Raw genomic sequence first — 18,937 nt, forward strand, 5'->3', positions numbered from 1 at the left:
GCACGATGAAAGGCCCGTGGCTCTGAAACGTTCAGCAGATGCCGAACTTTTCAGAGTATTCTCTTACATTTCAGCAGCCTGTTTTACGCTTCCGCCGCAATGCTTGATGTGCATGGAGGGCGTCGGGTCTCCCTAGCCGAAAGTAAAAGCAAACCAAAAGCAACGGCACCTGCTGCCAGCATCGCGAGAATCACTGTATGGTAATTATGAAGCTCGGCCACAAAGCCCACTGTTACACTGGACGCCAGGCTTGCCATCATAATGGCGTTATTGAACAAAGTGGTCGCTACGCCCATCTGATTTGGCATTTTGTTCTGAATCACCACCATACCCAGGCTGGCACTGATGCCTACAGCCAAGCCGTTCAATAATTGCAGCGCGTACATTTGCCACAGTGCATCGGCATTAAACAGCAAACTATAGAAAGTACAGGCTGACGCAGCGCTCAGCACCATCAAACGTTGTGGGGCAACTTTGGCAGCCCAAAGGCCAGCCAACACCATCACCGGAATTTCAACGAATGCCGCCAAGCCGAGCAACTGGCCTGCCACTGACCCTGCCATATCGAGCTCCTTCGTCACATACAAAGGAATCGACATGACATACATGTTGTTGGCCAAAAACAACATGAATACCGCCCCCAGATATAGCGGCGCTCCCGGAATTTTGCGCCATGATTGACGCACTTCCACTTCACCTGTGGAATCGGCTTCTTTGATTTTGGTTGACGGGAACATACGCCAAACAATCAACACCGAAATAACCATAGTGACAGCGGCAAACAGGAATGCGCCGTTAAAACCGAAGGCATCGTACAGGATGAAAGCCAGTGGCGGGCCAATTACCCAAGACAAGGACATCATGGCGCGCATCAGCGATACAAACAGCGTGCTGTTATCGCCGAGGTTCTTGTCCGCAAACTCGCGGCCAAGAGCAAACGTTTGTGGCAAAGCTGCTGCCGAAAAACTCGAGATGAAGATCATCACAGCCAAGGCCAGATAAAAATCGCGGATCATCATGAACAACACCATGACGACGATAAACGCGCTTTGAGCCAACAAGATAATTTGGCGGCGATCCCAACCCACATCTGACAACTTGGCAATACGCTGTGAAACAATCACACCGCTAAAAATCGAGATGGCGAGAAACACGCCCATTTGCAGCGGTGTTGCGTCCAATCCATCGACAACAAAAATCCCTAAAAGTGGATAGAAAAAGCCACCGCCGAGACCAGCAAACAAGCTGACCAGCAGGTAACAAAGCGCGGCTTTATTGGTCAAAAAACTTACGTAGTTTTTCATGTTTCTCTTCTCACAAAAAATTTGTGTGGACGTTGTTTAGGTTTATTTGTGATGCAGTTTAGGGACAAATATGCATCCTGTGTGATAGCCATCGAGCAACCACTAATACTATTCATTCAATTTCTTCCAACCCACTGACAATCCGGGTAAAACTAGTATCAGCAGTCATCAATTACCCTTGAGAGATCGTCATGCGGCCAACCATTGAACGTGTTCAAAAAGATGTCAGTCCAAGCTGGCATTTTGTCGATTACCACTGCATCGAGCCTAAGATTGGCGTGCAGTGCGGTTGGCATTACCACGATGAAATAGAGCTGGTGCTGTATTACGATCCCCATCATGTGGCCCCTGGAAAAATCATCATTGATGATTACGTCGGCGAGGCGGCACATGGCAATGCCTACCTCACCGGACCCGGTTTGCCGCACATGCTGACGCGCGTTGCTTCAACAGCCACGCCGGAACGCCCCAGTAGCTCTCATGTGCTCTGGCTTGATCAGTCTTGGATTCAATCCCTGGTAGCCACGGTACCGGCATTGTCTGCCGTTAGTGACATGTTGGTACGCGCAAACAAAGGGCTGATGTTGTCCAAAGCAACGTTTGATGCTTTGTACCCTTTGATGAATGGCGCGTCGCAGCTGAAACCCGCCGCACAGTTTGTGCGGGTGGTGGAAATCCTTATGCTGCTGTGTGAAGACAAATCAGCGCAAACACTGACCTCTCGCCCTTTCTGCTTTTATGTGGCGAAAGATACGCCGATCCTCGACAAGCTGGAAAAAGCGCAGCAGTTTATCGCCGACAACTACAATGAGCAAATATCTGTTCAAGATATATGCAGCCACCTCCACATGAGCGAGAGCTCGGTATACCGAATGTTTGAAAAACACTTCGCGGACAGCTTTTCAGATCACCTTAAAAACTATCGACTTGGCAAAGCCTGCGAGATGTTAGTGCGCTCAAATATTCCCGTTTCGGTGGTTGCTGAGCGGGTGGGGTTTTCTAACCTGTCTAACTTCAACAGGCAGTTCAAGACAACCAAGGGCATGACACCGACCGACTTCAGAAAGTTGTTTGGGTAGGAAGTAGCTTGAAACGAGAGTTCCCAGAGTCTAGGGGCTGTTGACCTTTGGTGGTTAAATTTTGTTCTCGCCATAAGCGTTTTAGGCGCGGCGAGGTGTGTGCCGCCTAGTCATTCTAAGCAAATACACCTCAACAAAGCATAAAACGCTTAGGGTACGGGACGCGCAGTCGAACCCTTTGGGCAGCGTTTGTGGGGACTTTCTGCCGCGTTATCGGCTTCTCACGTAGGCTAGCTACACATCGAAGCCTCTGCCTTGCATAAAATCCCCACAAACTGCTGCAAAAATCATCACCAAAGGTCAACAACCCCTATGAACTCAATCACGTTAGATGTAGTTGAAGAGCGAAAGATCTTTGGTCTTGGCAAAAGCTTGTTGCGAAGCCTGCAATGCCAACATGTTTTCATTCATGTCGATCACCGCTGTCGAATAGTCCAAGTCTTCCATGGTGCCGAGTGAACGGTTGAGCACCAGCTTGAAGTCTTTGTGCATGCTTTCTTGTCTATCCAAGGTCGTCAGACGGGTACCGACTTCAGAACGCGCTTTGTTGAGGTGCTTAAAGGCAGCAGAAAACTGTTCGGTCACCTGATGCAACTCAGCGGTTGCAGACGCATTGAAGATACTCTCATGTGACAGTTCGATTCCGTTCTTGAAGGCATCAAACACGTTAAACGTATCCTGACGCTCTAACACAATCTTGTCGCCATCCAGCATTTCACCCTCAAAACTCAGGCTCAGTGTTCCCCACTGCACGCCGTTTTGTGGATCGTAGACGCCTGCGCTTACCACGCTGCCATTTTGAGTCAGCTCATAAGTGGTTTGCCCAGCACCGTCCACACCGAAACTCACGGCATAGTCTGAGTTATCAGCATTATTGGTGTTCGTTGCCTGTGCCAACAGCAGCAAGGAACCGCTGTTCAAGTCATATTCCGGCTGATAATCACCAAATGGGTTTTTGATTTCCATAAACACCTGATCGCCCGGATCGCTGGTTTGTACTTCAACCGCCGGTGCGACTTGCGCAGTACGGTGATAGCTGTCACCGGCATAACGCACATTCAGCGCGCTGTCGCGATAGAAAGGCTGCTTGCTAGACTGGGTGCCAGAGAACAGAAAATTGCCCGATTCGTCTTTCGCGTTGACCAGATTCATGAAGTTGTCGAACAGACCTTTCAGATCCTGACGGTGAGCTGTGCGGTCATCGTCTGAAAGGGAACCATTGATCATTTCCATCGTTTTGCGCTTTGCACTGTCGACCAATTGCTCTGCATCATCCACCGCAATTTCCGCGCGGGTTTGACGGTTACGGGCAAGCGTGATCGAATCAATGTACTGATCAAGCTGCTTGTCCTGCTGGCGGAAGTTCTGGATATAAATCGAAGCAACCGGATCTTCACCTGCTGTCAGCACACGTTTGCCTGTGGCGAGCTGATCTTGGTTATCCTGCAACTTCACCTGCTGGCGCATCAGGTCATTCGACACTGACTGGTAGTTGTGAAAACTGGCAATACGGCTAATCATCACTCAGATCCTTATCGGGTTGCATTCAGCAGGGTTTCAAACGTTTCGTTCGCAGCCGTCATGATTCGGGAGGACGCCATATAGGCTTGCTGGAACTTCATCATGTTGGCCGCTTCTTCATCGAGGTTAACCCCGGAGATTTCGGCCACGCGCCCTGCTGCTGCATCATGCTCAACACGGCTGACATCCTCAAGGCGGGCGAAAGAGGCTTTCTGCACACCTAAATCCGTATTCAGGCCTTCATAAACATCAATCAGGCTAGAACGGCCACCATCCATCAGCTTCTGGGTTTGCAGTTGCTGCATGCGGATAAGGTTTCCGTTCTCACCATCAGCAGGGAGCAGACTGACCGCAAAGATATCTTCAGCCGCTGCACCCTCAGTAAGTTCAAACGTGGTGCCATTCACGGTTACAGGAGATGCCGGTGGATACGCCTGCGGCGCAAGGAGAATATTGCCTTTCATATCCAGCACGGCGAATTGAGAGGCATCCGGCGAGATAGCGACCTGAAATTCTTGCTGCGCCCCTTGTTGAAGGACTTTCAGGCTGCCTTGGCCAGTAATCACCGATTTGGAGCTGACATAGCTCTGTGCGGCAATTTTTGCCGGATCTTCCATGGTGACGGCAATTTGACCCGCACCTTGTCGCACAGGACGGAGAATGACTCGCTCACCAGCAGCCAAGCCGACGTCGACTTGAATACGCAAACCGTCATATTCAATGGATGGCGGCGAACCGGAAGGCGTCACCGCCACCATGTTCTTTTCAGGATCGACCAAAGTGTATTGGCTACCATCAAATTTCAGTTGGTAATCGCCGATTTTCAGTTGAGCCAAATCGTCAATGTATACTTTCAGTTCAGCGGTGGAATCCGATGCTTTCACCACGCGATCGCGGGCGAAATCCTCACTGTTAAAATCCACATAAATGTTTTCACCCACTTGACCACTGAGATCAAAACCTTGCGATTGAAGCTCGTTAATTGACATGGCAAAGCCTGCCGCCAAACGGCCTAATTCATCGCGCGCTTGTGCCAGCGTGTTGTCGCGGTATTCAAACATCGCACCCAACTTGCCACGGATGTCATCATTGTCGATAGGTTTTAGCGTTTTACCTTCCACCAGCGCCAAACGGCGTTTCTGGTAGTCCGGTGTACCTGGCACAGTTTGCAGTTCGCTCGAGTGCAAACCGGACACCAGCGTATGACCGCTTCCGATAATGACGTTATAAAGTCCATCATCACGCTGATTCACGCTCACCTGGGTAAACTCAGACAGTTCATTGATGAGTTTTTGATGACGGTCGAGCAAATCGTTATCCACCGCCTGTGATTTCAAAATTGCTTTATGGATATCGACAATTTCCGCGCCAATGTCATTCATGCGCTGGAGTGTGGCATCAATTTCGACCGTGGTGTCCGCTTCCTGATTTTGCAGAACATTGTTGATGTCGTTCAGGCCAGCAGCAACAAGACGGGATTTTTCCAGCACCACTTTACGGGCGCCCATATCACTCGGGCTGTCCGCCAGACCTTTCACCGCACCATAGAACTCATTCATGTTCTCAGGAATTTTCTTCGCGGAGTGGGACATCATGTCATCCAACAGGGTGAGCTGGCCGTTACGGGTTTGAGCATGTGCCAGTGCAGACGTGGTGATGTTGTATTCGTTGACCGCAAACTTGTCATAGTTGCGGCGAACCGCAGCCGCATGCACACCGTGGCCCCATTGGTTTGCCGACCAATAGGCGGAGTCATTGGCACGCTGCTCAACGGACTGACGGCTATAGCCATCAGTATTCACGTTCGAGATGTTGTGACCCGTTGTATTCAGCTGCCGCTGTGCTGTCAGAACGCCCTGAGAACCGAGCGTCAGCAGATCAAACCCCATTCTGCCCCCGTATGCGGAAACGCATAACCTACGAAATTGTCTATTAAGCAGAACAATTCAAGAATCGTGCCACAGAGTTTAAGGTCTGAAATTCAATGAGATGGATGATATTTTCAACAACTTGGCGTCGCTCTGTGCCGCAAAGGGCAAGGCATTGCCGCTACGTTATCTACCCAGACGACCGGAAGATGCTCGCTGAATCCGACATCTTCCGGTTGTTTGGTTAGATCAACTGTTAAGCCAGCTCCAAAGACCCAGCGAAAAGTTGGGCAAAAGATCGATGCCAAGGAATGACTTCAGCAAATACAGCGAGGTGATGACAATAGAAAACAGCACAAAGCTACCTACCAACAAGGCAACAACCCGCCCTGCACTCGCCGCTCTTTGCTCCGCACGTGTCAGTTCACGACGGTTACGCCCGAACAGGAAAACCAGATAATAATTCCAGCCAAAACCGCCAATAATAGGCCGGAAGTCAACTGCATGCTGAGCCTTGGCACGGGTACCAAACATAAGTTTGAGTTGAAGGAGTTGTGCATCGGTGAACGACTCCGCGATATCTTTCGGCGTTTTATCGAGAAAGGCGCGGATAAAGGGATCGCGGTGAATAGACCCCTGAGCGTGCTTCGCCAGACTTTGCGGGCCTGGCGTCGGTGCCTGTTCAGGAGATGATTGTTGCTCTGCCATGGGTTTCTACCTTTCGCTGTGACAGAGCGGACAACAACTTACCGCTCACGCGAGTTATTGCTCCATCATTCCTTTTACGCGGTTGAACACGCTGATCACTTTGTCAGAGTACTGAGGATCTGTCGCGTAACCCGCTTGATGCAAACCTCGGATAAACTGCTCCGGTTCTGCTGTCTGTTGAAGCGCCATTGAGTAGCGAGGATTCCGGTTCAGGAAGCTCACATAATCATTGAAACTGTCTTCATATGAAGGATAGGCACGAAATGAAGCCATTTCCTGCACTGGGATATCATCGTGGAACTCCAGCGTCTGGGTCGCCACTTTATTGCCGTCCCAACGTGGGTCCGCTTTGATGTTGAAAAGGTTGTGGCTGGAACCACGCGCATTGGCGATCACCTTTTTACCCCATCCCGTTTCCAACGCGGCCTGTGCAATCAAAATCGCAGGGTCTGTGCCTAACGTACGCGCAGCCTTTTTCGCGTAAGGTGTCAGGCGGCTAACGAACTCATCCGGTGTTTCGAACGGCTTACTGCTTTCCACTTTTGGCGCTGTGTTTTGCTGTGCCAGCATATGTGGCGTTGGAATAACCGTGTCGTCAGAAAGTGGCTGCAGTGCTTGCTCTGCTGCGTCTTCTTCCGCCATATTTGGCGCGAGTGGTAGGGTTGGTTGCAGGCGAATACGATCGCTCGCGCTGTTGTCACCCACGTCCATAGGCTCGCTGTTTTGCAGTCCTTTAAATTGCTGGACAATCAAGTCAGCCAGACCCAATGACCCCTCTCGTGAAAGTGCACTGGAAAGCTGCTCATCCGCCATTTGCTCATAGAACTTGGAGGTACGGTTATCTATCAAATCTGACTCGAAGGCTTCGTTAGCGCTTCTCATCGATTTGAACAGCATCTGAGTAAACAGTGCCTCGAACTGTTCTGCCGCTGCATACAATGCATCGTCTGACTGCTCACCATTCGCCGCCTTCTGGCGAAGAATGTCCAAGCGGCTGAGGTCGTGAATAAATCCGGTATCTAATGGTGCTTTCATGGCTTAAATCACTATCAGTTGACCGTCGATGGCGCCCGCTTGCTTGAGCGCTTGCAAGATTGCCATTAAGTCTGATGGTGCCGCACCAACGCCATTCACTGCGCGGACCAAATCATCCAGTGTGACACCTGGCTTGAAGTGGAACATTCGGCCATCTTCTTCTGTCACTTCCACACCGGAATCTGGCACTACCACGGTTTCGCCACCTGAAAACGCGCCCGGTTGACTCACCTGAAGGTTTTCATTAATAGTGACCGTCATACCGCCGTGCGTAATAGCCGCAGGGCGAAGACGAACGTTTTGTCCAACGACAATAGTACCGGTACGGCTGTTAACAATGATTTTTGCGGCTGCGTCTGCTGGCACAAACTCAAGGTTTTCTACCGTAGAAAGGAAAGCAACACGCTGGGATAAATCACGTGGTGCACGAACACGCACTGATGTGGAATCCATCGCCGATGCAGTATTTGGTCCAAGGAAACTGTTGATGGAGTCCGCCATGCGCTGTGCGGTCGTGAAATCAGACTCAAACAGATTGAAGGTAATGTGATCGCCACGGCCAAAAGGTGAAGGAACTTCCTGCTCGACTGTTGCGCCATTGGTAATACGGCCAACGGTTGGTGTATTACCAACAATCGAGGAGCCGTCAGCACCTTCTGCACTGAAGCCGCCAACAATCAGGTTACCCTGTGCCACAGCGTAGACTTTGCCGTCGAGACCTTTCATAAAGGTCTGAACTAACGTGCCGCCGCGTAAGCTCTTTGCAGAACCAATAGACGACACTGTGATGTCAATTTTCTGACCTTGTTTAGAAAACGCTGGCAGCTCAGCACTCACGGCAACAGCCGCCACGTTCTTGGTTTTAGGTTTAGTGCCTGGGGGCAATTGAATGCCGAAGTTCTTCAGCATGGCGTTAAAGCTTTGATCGGTAAACGGTGTACTCTCACCAGTTCCGGCAAGACCTACCACCAATCCGTATCCCACCAGTTGGTTACTTCGTACGCCTGCAACTTCCGACACATCTTTAATGCGGGCAGCCTGCGCCACTGGGGCAATCAATACGGCAATCAAAAACAGCTTTAGCCAACTCTTCACGTCAATTCTCCGGCAACTTTGTTACGCGTTATAGAACGACATTAAAGAATCGTGCCAAGAATCCCTGATCTTGCGTATCTTGACGATCACCAGTCCCTGAGTACTGAATTCGTGCGTTGGAAATACGCGTGGACGCAATCGTGTTTTCTGAGGTGATATCGTCAGGACGTATGGTACCACTGAGGCGGATATACTCATCGCCAGTGTTCAGTGTCAGCCATTTCTCGCCACGGATCATCAGGTTACCATTCGACATCACATCAATCACTTCTACAGAGATCGAACCGGAAATGCTGTTGCTCTGATCTGCACTGGTTGAGCCGCTGGTTGAATTGTCATGCGCAGCTGCATAAGAAAGATTACGCTCGCCAATCGTGACTTCCTGACCACCGAACTCCAATGGATCCATGCTCAAGTCACTGGATTTTGCCGCATCACTACTGGCGCTCTTTTTCGCCTGCGTTTTCTCTTCCAGCATCACAGTCACAATGTCGCCGATACCGCGCGGTTTTGTATCATCGTAAAGATCTTGCGCGCTCACGGCGCTGAACAATGAACCTGTCGCGGTGGCATAATGCTCAGGTTGACGCGTCGGATGAAGCGGCGTCCAGTTTGGGTCTCCCGCAACCGGGTCTTCGCGTTCGCGAAGCAAACCAATCAAACCTTCGTTGCCTGGATCAGTGGTACCCTCAACGGCATCAGTTTCTGTTGTGCCCTGCACCACTTCGCTCTGGTTTTCTGCGAGAAAAGCTTCAGGGCTCATCATTTCACAGCCGGATATTGTTGCCAGCATAAAACCTGTGATCAGTAACTTTTTCATCCGCGCTTTACTCCGTTATAGCTGCTGGTTGACGTAACTCAGCATCTGGTCGACAGACGAAATCACCTTGGAGTTCATTTCATAAACTCGCTGCGCTTCGATCATGTTTACCAGCTCTTCGGTTACGTTAACGTTGGAGGTTTCCAGCATTGATTGTCGAACGCTGCCAAGACCATCAAGACCCGGCACACCCTCTTGTGGGTCACCGCTTGCGCCGGTTGGCAGGTAAAGGTTCTGTCCGATTGGCTCAAGACCACCCGGGTTAATGAAGTCCACCGTAGTAATCTGACCAATAACGGCGTTAGCTTGCTGTCCACGTAATCTCGCAGAGACTTCACCATCGGTACCGATAGTCACCTGAATAGCATCAGGCGGTACGACAATTTCCGGTTCAAGCGGATAGCCTGCACCAGAGGTCACAATCACACCTTCATCATTAAGAGTGAACTGACCGTTACGCTGGTAACCGATGTTGCCGTCTGGCAGCAAAATCTGGAAGAAACCATCGCCTTCGATCATCAGGTCGAGAGCGTTGTTGGTGGTTTGGGCATTACCGTTGGTGTGAACGCGTTGCGTTGCCACCACTTTTGAACCGGCACCCAACATCAAGCCGCTTGGCAATTCGGTATTCTGCGAAGACTGACCGCCTGGCTGATTGATATTCTGGTAAAACAAATCTTCAAAAACCGCACGGGACTTTTTAAAGCCCACCGTTGAGGCGTTTGCCAAGTTATTCGAAATCGTCGAAATATTGGTCTGTTGTGCGTCTAGGCCGGTTTTACTCACCCACAGTGCTGGATGCATACTGAATTCCTCTCAATTAACCCAAGCGCAGCAGAGAGTTAGATGCTTGATCCATTTCCTCTGCGGTCTTCATTAGTTTGACTTGCATTTCAAAGTGACGCTGAAGGTCAATCAATCCCGTCATCTCGCTGATTGGGTTGACGTTACTGCCTTCCAGCGCGCCGGTCAGGAGCGATACGCCCGCATCGGCTTCATATACAGTGCCGGGATTAATCGGCTTGAATACGCCATTTTTGTCTTTGAAAAGCTCTTCGTTATTCGGGCGGACAAGTTTGATACGATCAACTTCTTCCATCGCTTCCGGTGGTGCACCCTGTGGTAACACTGACACCGTGCCATCAGTTCCAATTTCAATTTTCGAAACAGGCAAAGGAAGGAAGATAGGCGCGCCTCGCTCACCTAGGATCAAATGGCCATGACCATTTTGCAGCATGCCTGTTTGGTCGACTTTCAGGTTACCCACGCGGGTGTAACCTTCCTGGCCGGTGCCATCCAAAACCGCCAGCCATCCGTCACCTTTAATCGCAACGTCAAGTTCACGACCTGTGGTGATGGTTGAGCCTTGTGCAAAGCTATGCCCTGGGCGCTCTGTCATGTTGAACACACGGGTAGGCAAACCTTCACCGTATGCCTGCATGGCACGAGCTTGCTCCAAATCAGCGCGAAAGCCGGTAGTACTGGCGTTAGCCAGGTTGTTGGCACGCAGCTGCAAAGCCTGCATATCTTGTTTGGCGCCACTCATGGCGAGAAATAGTGCGCGATCCATTAAGACGTTCTCCTGTCGCTTATGCATTAAAGAAAGCAAGAAGAGTGCCAAAACGTTATTTTGTATTTTTACAATACGTTAGCGCGATAATTGAGCAAATTGAGGAGAGAGATGAGAGTCGTTCTGGGAAAAGAATTGCCGCCCGGTAGCCGAGCGGCAAAAGAACACATATAGCAATTAACGAATCTGAAGAATCGTTTGTTGCATCTGGTTACCTACTTCCAGCGAACGGGAGTTAGCCTGGAAGTTTCGCTGTGCGGTGATCAAGTCTACCAGCTCTTGGGTCATGTCGATGTTTGACTGTTCGATAGTACCGCTTTTCACCTTACCGAACGCGCCTTGCATCGCTTCACCCCAAACCGCTTCACCAGACTGTTGAGTCACTTTCCACTGGGTATTACCCGCTTGGGAAAGACCCTGCTGGTTAGATACGCGAACCATTGCCACACGACCCAATGCAACGTTTTCACCGTTACTGTATGTCGCCATGATGGTACCTTTCGGATCGATGTCCACTTTAGCCAGGTAGCCCGTGGTTGCACCATCCTCTGTGAACTTACGCATTTCAAACGGTGATGCGTACTGCGTTGGCTCTTCGAAGTTGATAGTCAGCGCTTGCGATCCGTCTGCACCGTTCATTTCAAGGCCTGCACCGTTAGGGCCAAACTCTACGGTCTGGATTGGCGCGCCGTTGTTTACGGTATTTACAGAACCATCACTGTTAAATTCAATCGAGTGACCCACCTGACCGGTTGCACTGGTGAATTCACCGGCAGTCAAACTCAGCGGCTTTTCACCGGTCGCGTCTGTTGCCGTGTAGTAAACGGCCCACTTGTTGGGTGTCACGTTATCTTTGACGTAGTAAGTCGTCAGTTTATATGGCTGGCCCAGTGAGTCAAAGATCGTGGCTGACGTCGATTTGTTGTATGTGTCTGGGTCTTCAGGATTGAACAGCGCTGGATCTTTCTCTGCGCCACCTGCTGGCAGGTTCAAACCAATATCGACATTTTCAGATGCACGTGGCTGACCAAACTGATCTGGCACGTTCAGCGCTTTCGGCTCAAAAGAACCTACTTGCAGTGTTTCATTGTCAACGTTGTAGCCCAGCAGGAACTGACCCTCTGAGTTAACAATGTTGTTGTTTTTATCAAGGTGGAAAGCACCGTTACGGGTCAACACATTGTTTTGCGTTGCAAGATTGTCGTTAGCAACCGCGAAGTAACCGTTACCACTGATACGCAGATCCAGTGGGTTATTGGTGTAGATACTGGAACCTTCATGGAACTGCTGCGCAACAATCGAGGTTTGCACACCGCTACCTGTGGTGGTCTTTGCGTTCGAGAAGATCGACGCAGAATAAACGTCACCAAACTCAGCACGCGACTCTTTAAAACCAAAAGTGTTGGCGTTCGCAATGTTGTTACTGGTGGTGTTCATGTCTTTTTGAGCTGCCGCCAGGCCACTCAGTGCGATATTTAAAGCCATTGCTGGAACTCCTCTGTCCTTTTAGCTCTTGCTCACGTTGCCAAGGCTGGATGATTTACCTACTTCAAGCACTTCGGTGAGTTTGACCGGAGATGCGTAACCGGCGATGTTCAACATCACGTTACCGTCGCCATTCCCCAATAGAACACTGTTGACGTTCGCGTAGGTGGAAAGCTCAAGATCCTGAGACTTACCATCAATGTTGCCGCTTACGTTGACTTTGTAATTACCTTCCGGCAGTGGGTTGCCAGCATCGTCTTTGCCGTCCCACTCAACACGGTGATCCCCCGGAGACTTGGCACCCATGCTGAAGGATCTCAGCAACTCGCCACGCTCGTTCTGGATTCGGACAATCACATCATTCAGGGCCTGTGGCAGTTTCACCATACCGGCAATGCCACCTTCCGCTGATTTGAAGCCTTCGTTACCCGGAACCAATACATCCTGACCTACCAGTGAGGATGCCTGCAGCGCCTGACTGGATGTCATGGCCGCGTTCAGGGAACCGAATTGGTCGTTCATTTTGCCGATGCCGTCTACGGTCGCGAATGATGCCATCTGTGCAATCATCTGCTCGTTATCAACAGGCTTGAACGGATCCTGATTTGCCAACTGCTTGGTCAGCAGTGACAGAAAATCTTCTTGCTTAAGGTCGGTCTGGCCAGTGACTTTCTCGCCAGTGTCACCACGCTCAGCACGTTGTTTTTCTTGCAGCGCTTTGAGCTGGTCGATGTAGCTACCGCCACCTGCTCCGCCTGCGCCGTCAATAGGATTCATAGTGCCGTACTCCTACCTTATTTGCCCATTTGTAGTGTGCGCATCAGCATTTGTTTGCTCGCCTCTGCCACTTCTACGTTGGTTTGATAAGAACGGGAGGCCGAAATCATGTTGGCCATCTCTTCCATCACGTTGACATTGGGCTTATAAATATAGCCTTCCGCATTTGCCATTGGGTGTTCAGGGTTGTATTCCGCACGCAGCGGCTTCTGGCTTTCAACGATGCCCGCAACACGAACCGGAACACTGTCGCCTTGCTGGTACTTGTTCAACTCCGCCGCAAACACAGGGTGACGTGCTTTGTACGTCTCTGCCGCTGAGCTACTTACAGAGTTAGCGTTTGCCAGGTTACTGGATGTGGTGTTGAGCCGAACTGACTCTGCGCTCATGGCAGAACCGGTCACATTGAACACATTAAAAAGACTCATCCATTATTCCCCTTTCAGTGCCTTGGACATGTTTTTGAACTTGGAGCCAAGGAAATCCAATGACGCTTGATACTCAAGGGCATTTTGCATGAACAGGTTACGTTCTACCTGCGCATCCACAGTGTTGCCGTCGCCAGTATCAGGCTGGTTTGGAATGCGGTACATTTTCTGGCCGTTCACCTGAGAAGTGGCAGGGATATGCCGCTCGTTGGTACGACTCAGGCCAAAGTTTGCCCCAGAGGTTGCCGCTTGTAGCGCACGTTCGAAGTCAACATCCTGAGCTTTGTAGCCCGGCGTGTTGGCATTTGCCAAGTTGCTCGACAGCGTTTCCGCCCTTTGAGCACGCACACCCACTGTGTGTTGATGAACGCCCAGCGCTTTGTCGAATGATATCGCCATACGGCACCTCCAAAATCTTATACCGGATATTTTGCAAGTAAGATGCCAACTTTAAATGTTATTTCATTTCGTATGATGAAGTGCTTTGAATCAATAGGTTATAGAAAACATCTCATTTCTAGTCGGCAATCTACTTTTCGGCAGACACAAAAAAAGCGGCAACTTCTGTGCCGCTTTTTCTATAAACTAAGTAAAGCTACTTCAATTTGTAAATGATGCCAGGGTTGCAGCGAATCATCTCAAATCTGTCAGTCAAACCCGTCAACGATTCTGACGCACCCAGCAACAAATAACCACCAGGATTAAGGCTACCGGCCATTTGGTTCAACACTTTAGATTTCATATCAGGTGAGAAATAAATCAACACGTTACGGCAAAAGATAATGTCGAATTTACCGAGCATGCCGTAGCTTTCCATCAGGTTTTGCGGCTTGAAGGTCACCATGCGTTTTAGGGTGTCTTTCACCTTCATACGTCCTTCGCCAGCATCTTCAAAGAATTGGCGCTTACGCTCTGGTGACAGACCTCTGCTCAAAGCAAGGTTGTCGTAAATGCCGGTGCGGCAATTTTCGAGCATGGTAGAGGAAATATCTGTCGCAGTGATTGCCACATTCCCCAGCATACCTGGTTTTTTCTGCTGCACTTCCTGGATGGTCATCGCGATTGAGTAAGGTTCCTGACCTGAAGAGCTCGCCGCTGACCAGATTTTAATTGGCCTTTTGCTCTCTGCCACTTCAGGCAGGAGACGGTTGGCAAGGACTTCAAATGGATAGGAATCCCTGAACCACAAGGTTTCATTTGTGGTCATGGCATCAATGGCTGATACAGCCAGATCGCGGTTACGGTTTGTGAGAACAAGCTGGAACAGCTCGGACATTGAAGCGAGTTTATAGCGCGTAAGAAGCGGACTAAGTCGGCTTCTTACGAGATATTGCTTACTGTCGCCAAGAACAATGCCACATTTGCTTTCGAGATATTTACAAAAATCACGATACTCTTGTTCTGTGATCGCTATATTCGTCATGGATTAGTTTTCTTGACCTTTTACCGCGTTCATTACGGCTTCGCCGAGTTCGTCTGGGTCGAACTTCGGAATGAATGCATCTGCCCCAACTCGCTGTACCATCGCTTCATTGAAGACACCACTGAGAGAGGAGTGCAATACTACATGAAGATCTTTGAGGTTAGGATCTTTTTTAATTTCAGTTGTTAAGGTGTAACCATCCATCTCTGGCATCTCAATATCGGAGATGACCAGCGCAAGATCGTTGATGGTCCCTTCTGCCGCCATGCCTTGGAGTTTATCCAGTGCATCTCGTCCATCATGCGCCAACACCACGTTATAACCAATGGTTTCCACCGCACGTTTCACCTGACGACGGGCAACGCTTGAATCATCAGCCACCAGCACTGTTGTTGGTTCAGAACTACCCTCTTCAAACACAGGTTTATTTGCCAACAACTCTTCACTGATCTCTTCATTAACAGGAGAAATCTGATTCAGAATTTTTTCTACGTCGAGAATTTCTACTAACTCGCCTTCAATTTCTGTAACGGCAGTCAGGTAGTTTGAGCTGCCAGTGCCTTCCGGCGGTGGCAGGATAGCTTCCCAGTGCATATTCACAATTCGCTCAACAGAGCCAACCAGGAAACCCTGCGTCGAACGGTTGAACTCTGAAATAATGATAAAGCGATTTTCTGGGTCAGTGATCGGCATTCCGCCTGTTGCCAGGCTCATATCAATCACTGAAATGGTTTGTCCACGAATGTGCGCCACACCTTTAACCAACGGGTGCAGATTTGGCATGGAAGTCAGCTTCGGGCACTGGAGTACTTCCTTTACTTTAAAAACGTTGATGCCGTAACGCTGCTTACGCATCAAACGAAAGGTCAACAGCTCTAAGCGGTTTTGTCCGACCAGTTGCGTACGCTGATTGACCGTATCAAGAATCCCCGACATAAGATAAACTCCATATTGCCCTGTTTTTGTTATCGTATTGCAGCAAGCAACTTCATTCTCACCCGCATCTTGGCATGCGAATTGAAGGAATTACTGCATCTAAATTCACCATACTAACCAATATGTGACATATGTGTTATCAAAGATTAGTCTGGCTCTTTATCGGCACGTTTCTGTATAGCTTTAGCTCAATTATAGCTGCTGCACCGTCAAGTCAACTCGATGCAGTAAAAGAAGCAGCGCAAGCACATGTGGAAAGCCTGATCACTCCACCCGAATATGGCAAGCTTGAAGTACAGGCTGGCAATCTGGACAGTCGACTCCAACTCTCTCACTGCCCTTCACCACTGGTTACTGATGTTCCCGGAAGACAATCACTCAATAAAAGTGTCACCGTGATGGTGAGCTGTAAAGAAGATGGTTGGCAAGTTTATGTACCGGTGCAAATTAAACTGCTAACGCCAGTTGTTGTAGCAAGGAGACCGCTGGACAGGGGAATGACGATAGCAGCTGACGATCTTATCGTTCAGTTAGTCGATGCCCGATTTCAGCGAGGACAAACTTACACTGATGGGTCAACGATTGTCGGTTCGCGCATCAAGCGCGTGGTTGGGATAGGTGAACCAATTAGCGGTAACGACATTTGCATGGTCTGCCGTAATGATGAGGTGATTATCACGGCGTCAGGTAGTGGACTGAATATTATTGCAAAAGGTACAGCATTAAGTGACGGTGCTCTCGGTGAACAAATTAAAGTCCGCAACCGCAAATCCAATCGTATAGTCGATGGTACAATTACCGCAGTCGGTCAGGTAATTGTAAAATTCTAACTAAATGCAATTAAGTGCTAAAGTTCATAGTAATGCGGCCGATACTGTGAGCAACAGAAGGTTCGGACAGATATAAGGCTTTATTATGGCAAGTATCGATCACCTGCGTTCTGGTCAGCCATTGAGCACGAACAGAAGCAACCAAAGCAAGACGCAAAGCACTTCCGCCGAAAGCGGTTCTGCGGGCGAAGTGCGCAATCACCGTGGAGATGCATTCTCTATGAGCGACGAAAGTCGTGCGATTGGCGCCCTCAACCAGCAGATGGCTAGCGAAACACATTTTGACAGCGCAAAGGTAGCAGCGATAAAAGCAGCTATTGCAAACGGTTCATATAAAGTGGATGCAGACCAACTGGCTGCAAACATCATGAAGCACGAAGATGATCTTCGTGGAATGAAGTAAGCCTTCATGTCTGAAGCACTCTCTTTCGAGCAACTTCTTCAGGCACAGGCTGAAAATGTTGACGCGCTGCTTGAAGTCATGGAAAAAGAAACCTCGGCAATCGCCTCAAGAAAGGCTGCTGACGTTGGCGCCTGCGCGAAACAAAAGCTCACTCTGATCCAAAACATCCAGTTAAGAGATGCCCAATTAGCAAAATGTCCCGAGCTCCAATCACCTTCTGAAGAACATCTTGCGGCTATCTCACATATCAAAGCATCTCTAGAAAAATGTCATCAGACGAATGAGGCCAATGGCGTTGCGCTTCAACGCGCACAACTCAGCATGCACAAGCTTCGCAACCTGTTTCAAGAAGCGGCAGGTAAGAGTGAAATGACTTATGACAGCGAAGGCCAGGCATCAGGCAGCCGAACACTGGGCACCAATGTTAAAGCCTGACCCACGAATGAAATCAAAAAGAAAGCCGCTCATTTGAGCGGCTTTCTTACGTTTATTTGGCATTAGAAAATGATCGCATCATCTCTTGGCACGTGGTGAGATTCTCCATAATCTGACATTTTCTTCATCTTACGCAGGTTCAGCTGTAACTCAGTCACATAGCTGTCGCCCACTTTGTAGCTGGCAATGACTTCTGCCGCGCGAATAATCCCGTCAGATGCACCACGGGTTCTGTCATGACCCAGTTGTTGGTCATCTACCTCTGTCAAACCGCTCACTCGAATACCGTACACTTGCTCGGACAGTTCTTTATAAGCTTCCAGTTTCGACGCTCGCATCGCACGGAACTGCTTTTCTTCTTCCGTTTCACCACGCTGTGCGCTGATAGAAGCCGTTCCAACAGCAGTTAGCAACTCGTCAGAGCGAATAGTGGTAATTGGTTGGCAAGCAGTCAACATCAATAACATTGCCAGTGATAGCCAAGTCTTCATATTCACTCCAAAATTATGGTTTCAAAATGATAGTGTCTGAGGGGTGCTTACGCTGGTCACCACGGATGATCACGCCATCCTGAATACGAACCTTACGCAATGTATCAATGTCGCGGCCAATTCTGTCCGCTGGCAAAAAGCCCTGTGCCGATGCCACGACCACACGTGAGCGCATGCCAACAATACGGGCATTAACCAACACGCCACCGCCTTGACGCAACATGGTGCCAGTCAGTACATAATCGATTTGTTGCTCTGGATGCAGCTCTTTCCAATCGCGACTCAGTGAAAAGTCACCATCTTTCGTTACTCGGATAGTACCAGTGTTCTTAAAGTCGATGACGGTAAACCCGCGACGCTGCATCTGATAAATCATGCCTTCGGTGACAGAGTTCCCCAGCCAGTTGGTTTCGTCCATCTCTTCGACATCGACAAAGGAAACAACTGCCATGGGCGTTCTTGCCGTCAGGTAGTTGTTGGTTTCCAACAGTTCTTCCGCCAAACCATCCATAAAATAATCCAGCGTGTGCCGTGGGGTTTGCTGCAACAGGAACTGGCTCCCCGAATACGGTTCTTTACCGTTGTAAATCGGGTTATAGGCGCAAGATACGGTTGCTAGACTGAGTAATATCACTATCCAGTTTTTCATTGTCGTCTGGCTCCGGACACGATTTAGGACTGACCTGTTACTTTCTAGGGCAAAAGCCCAGTCCACTATTCATCCCTATT

Annotated in this window: 21 protein-coding genes; 4 read left to right on the forward strand and 17 right to left on the reverse strand. The window is 49.5% G+C overall.

Going from position 1 to position 18,937, the window contains the following annotated elements:
- Window positions 1-83: 83 nt before the first annotated feature.
- Complete coding sequence (locus tag GCE9029_RS09855; RefSeq protein WP_062663004.1) at window positions 84-1,304, reverse strand: sugar efflux transporter; 1,221 nt, start codon at window positions 1,302-1,304, stop codon at window positions 84-86.
- A 191-nt stretch (window positions 1,305-1,495) separates the two neighbouring features.
- Between GCE9029_RS09855 and GCE9029_RS09860 the strand changes: the two genes are divergently transcribed.
- On the forward strand, window positions 1,496-2,383 hold the full coding sequence (locus tag GCE9029_RS09860; protein ID WP_062663005.1) for an AraC family transcriptional regulator: 888 nt from the start codon (window positions 1,496-1,498) through the stop codon (window positions 2,381-2,383).
- Between the two features lie 327 nt (window positions 2,384-2,710).
- Here the strand turns inward: GCE9029_RS09860 and flgL are convergent, their stop codons facing one another.
- The 14 genes from flgL to GCE9029_RS09930 form a co-directional block, all read right to left on the reverse strand.
- Window positions 2,711-3,904: a flagellar hook-associated protein FlgL gene (flgL, locus tag GCE9029_RS09865; RefSeq protein WP_062663006.1), complete on the reverse strand. Its 1,194-nt coding sequence runs from the start codon at window positions 3,902-3,904 to the stop codon at window positions 2,711-2,713.
- A gap of 11 nt (window positions 3,905-3,915) precedes the next feature.
- Window positions 3,916-5,793, reverse strand: coding sequence for a flagellar hook-associated protein FlgK (gene flgK / locus GCE9029_RS09870; protein ID WP_062663007.1), 1,878 nt, complete (start codon window positions 5,791-5,793; stop codon window positions 3,916-3,918).
- A gap of 228 nt (window positions 5,794-6,021) precedes the next feature.
- The gene (locus GCE9029_RS09875) at window positions 6,022-6,480 is read right to left on the reverse strand and encodes a hypothetical protein (RefSeq protein WP_062663008.1); all 459 of its coding nucleotides are present in this window, start codon (window positions 6,478-6,480) and stop codon (window positions 6,022-6,024) included.
- A 54-nt stretch (window positions 6,481-6,534) separates the two neighbouring features.
- Complete coding sequence (gene flgJ / locus GCE9029_RS09880) at window positions 6,535-7,515, reverse strand: flagellar assembly peptidoglycan hydrolase FlgJ (protein WP_062663009.1); 981 nt, start codon at window positions 7,513-7,515, stop codon at window positions 6,535-6,537.
- A 3-nt stretch (window positions 7,516-7,518) separates the two neighbouring features.
- Window positions 7,519-8,610 carry a flagellar basal body P-ring protein FlgI gene (locus tag GCE9029_RS09885; protein WP_062663010.1) on the reverse strand — a complete coding sequence of 364 codons (1,092 nt, stop codon included), beginning with the start codon at window positions 8,608-8,610 and terminating at the stop codon, window positions 7,519-7,521.
- Between the two features lie 28 nt (window positions 8,611-8,638).
- On the reverse strand, window positions 8,639-9,430 hold the full coding sequence (gene flgH / locus GCE9029_RS09890; RefSeq protein ID WP_062663011.1) for a flagellar basal body L-ring protein FlgH: 792 nt from the start codon (window positions 9,428-9,430) through the stop codon (window positions 8,639-8,641).
- Window positions 9,431-9,445: 15 nt separating this feature from the next.
- Entirely contained in the window at window positions 9,446-10,234 is a 789-nt protein-coding gene (flgG, locus tag GCE9029_RS09895; protein ID WP_002537902.1) for a flagellar basal-body rod protein FlgG, read from the reverse strand.
- Window positions 10,235-10,250: 16 nt separating this feature from the next.
- On the reverse strand, window positions 10,251-11,000 hold the full coding sequence (locus GCE9029_RS09900; RefSeq protein ID WP_062663012.1) for a flagellar basal body rod protein FlgF: 750 nt from the start codon (window positions 10,998-11,000) through the stop codon (window positions 10,251-10,253).
- A gap of 177 nt (window positions 11,001-11,177) precedes the next feature.
- Window positions 11,178-12,485 carry a flagellar hook protein FlgE gene (gene flgE, locus GCE9029_RS09905; RefSeq protein WP_062663013.1) on the reverse strand — a complete coding sequence of 436 codons (1,308 nt, stop codon included), beginning with the start codon at window positions 12,483-12,485 and terminating at the stop codon, window positions 11,178-11,180.
- Window positions 12,486-12,506: 21 nt separating this feature from the next.
- Window positions 12,507-13,262 (reverse strand): flagellar hook assembly protein FlgD, encoded by a 756-nt coding sequence (gene flgD, locus GCE9029_RS09910; protein WP_062663014.1) that lies wholly within the window; start codon window positions 13,260-13,262, stop codon window positions 12,507-12,509.
- A 17-nt stretch (window positions 13,263-13,279) separates the two neighbouring features.
- Window positions 13,280-13,690 carry a flagellar basal body rod protein FlgC gene (gene flgC, locus GCE9029_RS09915; protein WP_002537908.1) on the reverse strand — a complete coding sequence of 137 codons (411 nt, stop codon included), beginning with the start codon at window positions 13,688-13,690 and terminating at the stop codon, window positions 13,280-13,282.
- A 3-nt stretch (window positions 13,691-13,693) separates the two neighbouring features.
- Window positions 13,694-14,089: a flagellar basal body rod protein FlgB gene (flgB, locus tag GCE9029_RS09920; RefSeq protein WP_002537909.1), complete on the reverse strand. Its 396-nt coding sequence runs from the start codon at window positions 14,087-14,089 to the stop codon at window positions 13,694-13,696.
- A gap of 196 nt (window positions 14,090-14,285) precedes the next feature.
- A complete protein-coding gene (locus GCE9029_RS09925) occupies window positions 14,286-15,113 on the reverse strand; it encodes a CheR family methyltransferase (RefSeq protein WP_062663015.1) in 828 nt (275 codons plus the stop codon).
- A 3-nt stretch (window positions 15,114-15,116) separates the two neighbouring features.
- Window positions 15,117-16,049, reverse strand: a complete 933-nt coding sequence (locus tag GCE9029_RS09930; RefSeq protein WP_062663016.1) for a chemotaxis protein CheV — start codon at window positions 16,047-16,049, stop codon at window positions 15,117-15,119.
- Between the two features lie 131 nt (window positions 16,050-16,180).
- Here GCE9029_RS09930 and flgA point away from each other — a divergent pair, with 131 nt between their 5' ends.
- From flgA to flgN, 3 genes are all read left to right on the forward strand, one after another.
- On the forward strand, window positions 16,181-16,879 hold the full coding sequence (gene flgA, locus GCE9029_RS09935) for a flagellar basal body P-ring formation chaperone FlgA (protein WP_062663017.1): 699 nt from the start codon (window positions 16,181-16,183) through the stop codon (window positions 16,877-16,879).
- An 85-nt stretch (window positions 16,880-16,964) separates the two neighbouring features.
- Complete coding sequence (gene flgM / locus GCE9029_RS09940; protein ID WP_062663018.1) at window positions 16,965-17,282, forward strand: flagellar biosynthesis anti-sigma factor FlgM; 318 nt, start codon at window positions 16,965-16,967, stop codon at window positions 17,280-17,282.
- A 6-nt stretch (window positions 17,283-17,288) separates the two neighbouring features.
- The gene (gene flgN / locus GCE9029_RS09945) at window positions 17,289-17,717 is read left to right on the forward strand and encodes a flagellar export chaperone FlgN (RefSeq protein WP_062663019.1); all 429 of its coding nucleotides are present in this window, start codon (window positions 17,289-17,291) and stop codon (window positions 17,715-17,717) included.
- A 62-nt stretch (window positions 17,718-17,779) separates the two neighbouring features.
- On the opposite strand, the gene GCE9029_RS09950 is transcribed toward flgN, so the two are convergent.
- Window positions 17,780-18,208 carry an LPP20 family lipoprotein gene (locus tag GCE9029_RS09950; RefSeq protein ID WP_062663020.1) on the reverse strand — a complete coding sequence of 143 codons (429 nt, stop codon included), beginning with the start codon at window positions 18,206-18,208 and terminating at the stop codon, window positions 17,780-17,782.
- A gap of 13 nt (window positions 18,209-18,221) precedes the next feature.
- Complete coding sequence (locus GCE9029_RS09955; RefSeq protein WP_062663021.1) at window positions 18,222-18,857, reverse strand: FlgO family outer membrane protein; 636 nt, start codon at window positions 18,855-18,857, stop codon at window positions 18,222-18,224.
- Between the last annotated feature and the right edge of the window lie 80 nt (window positions 18,858-18,937).

Source organism: Grimontia celer (assembly GCF_900055185.1).
GTDB classification, from domain to species: domain Bacteria; phylum Pseudomonadota; class Gammaproteobacteria; order Enterobacterales; family Vibrionaceae; genus Enterovibrio; species Enterovibrio celer.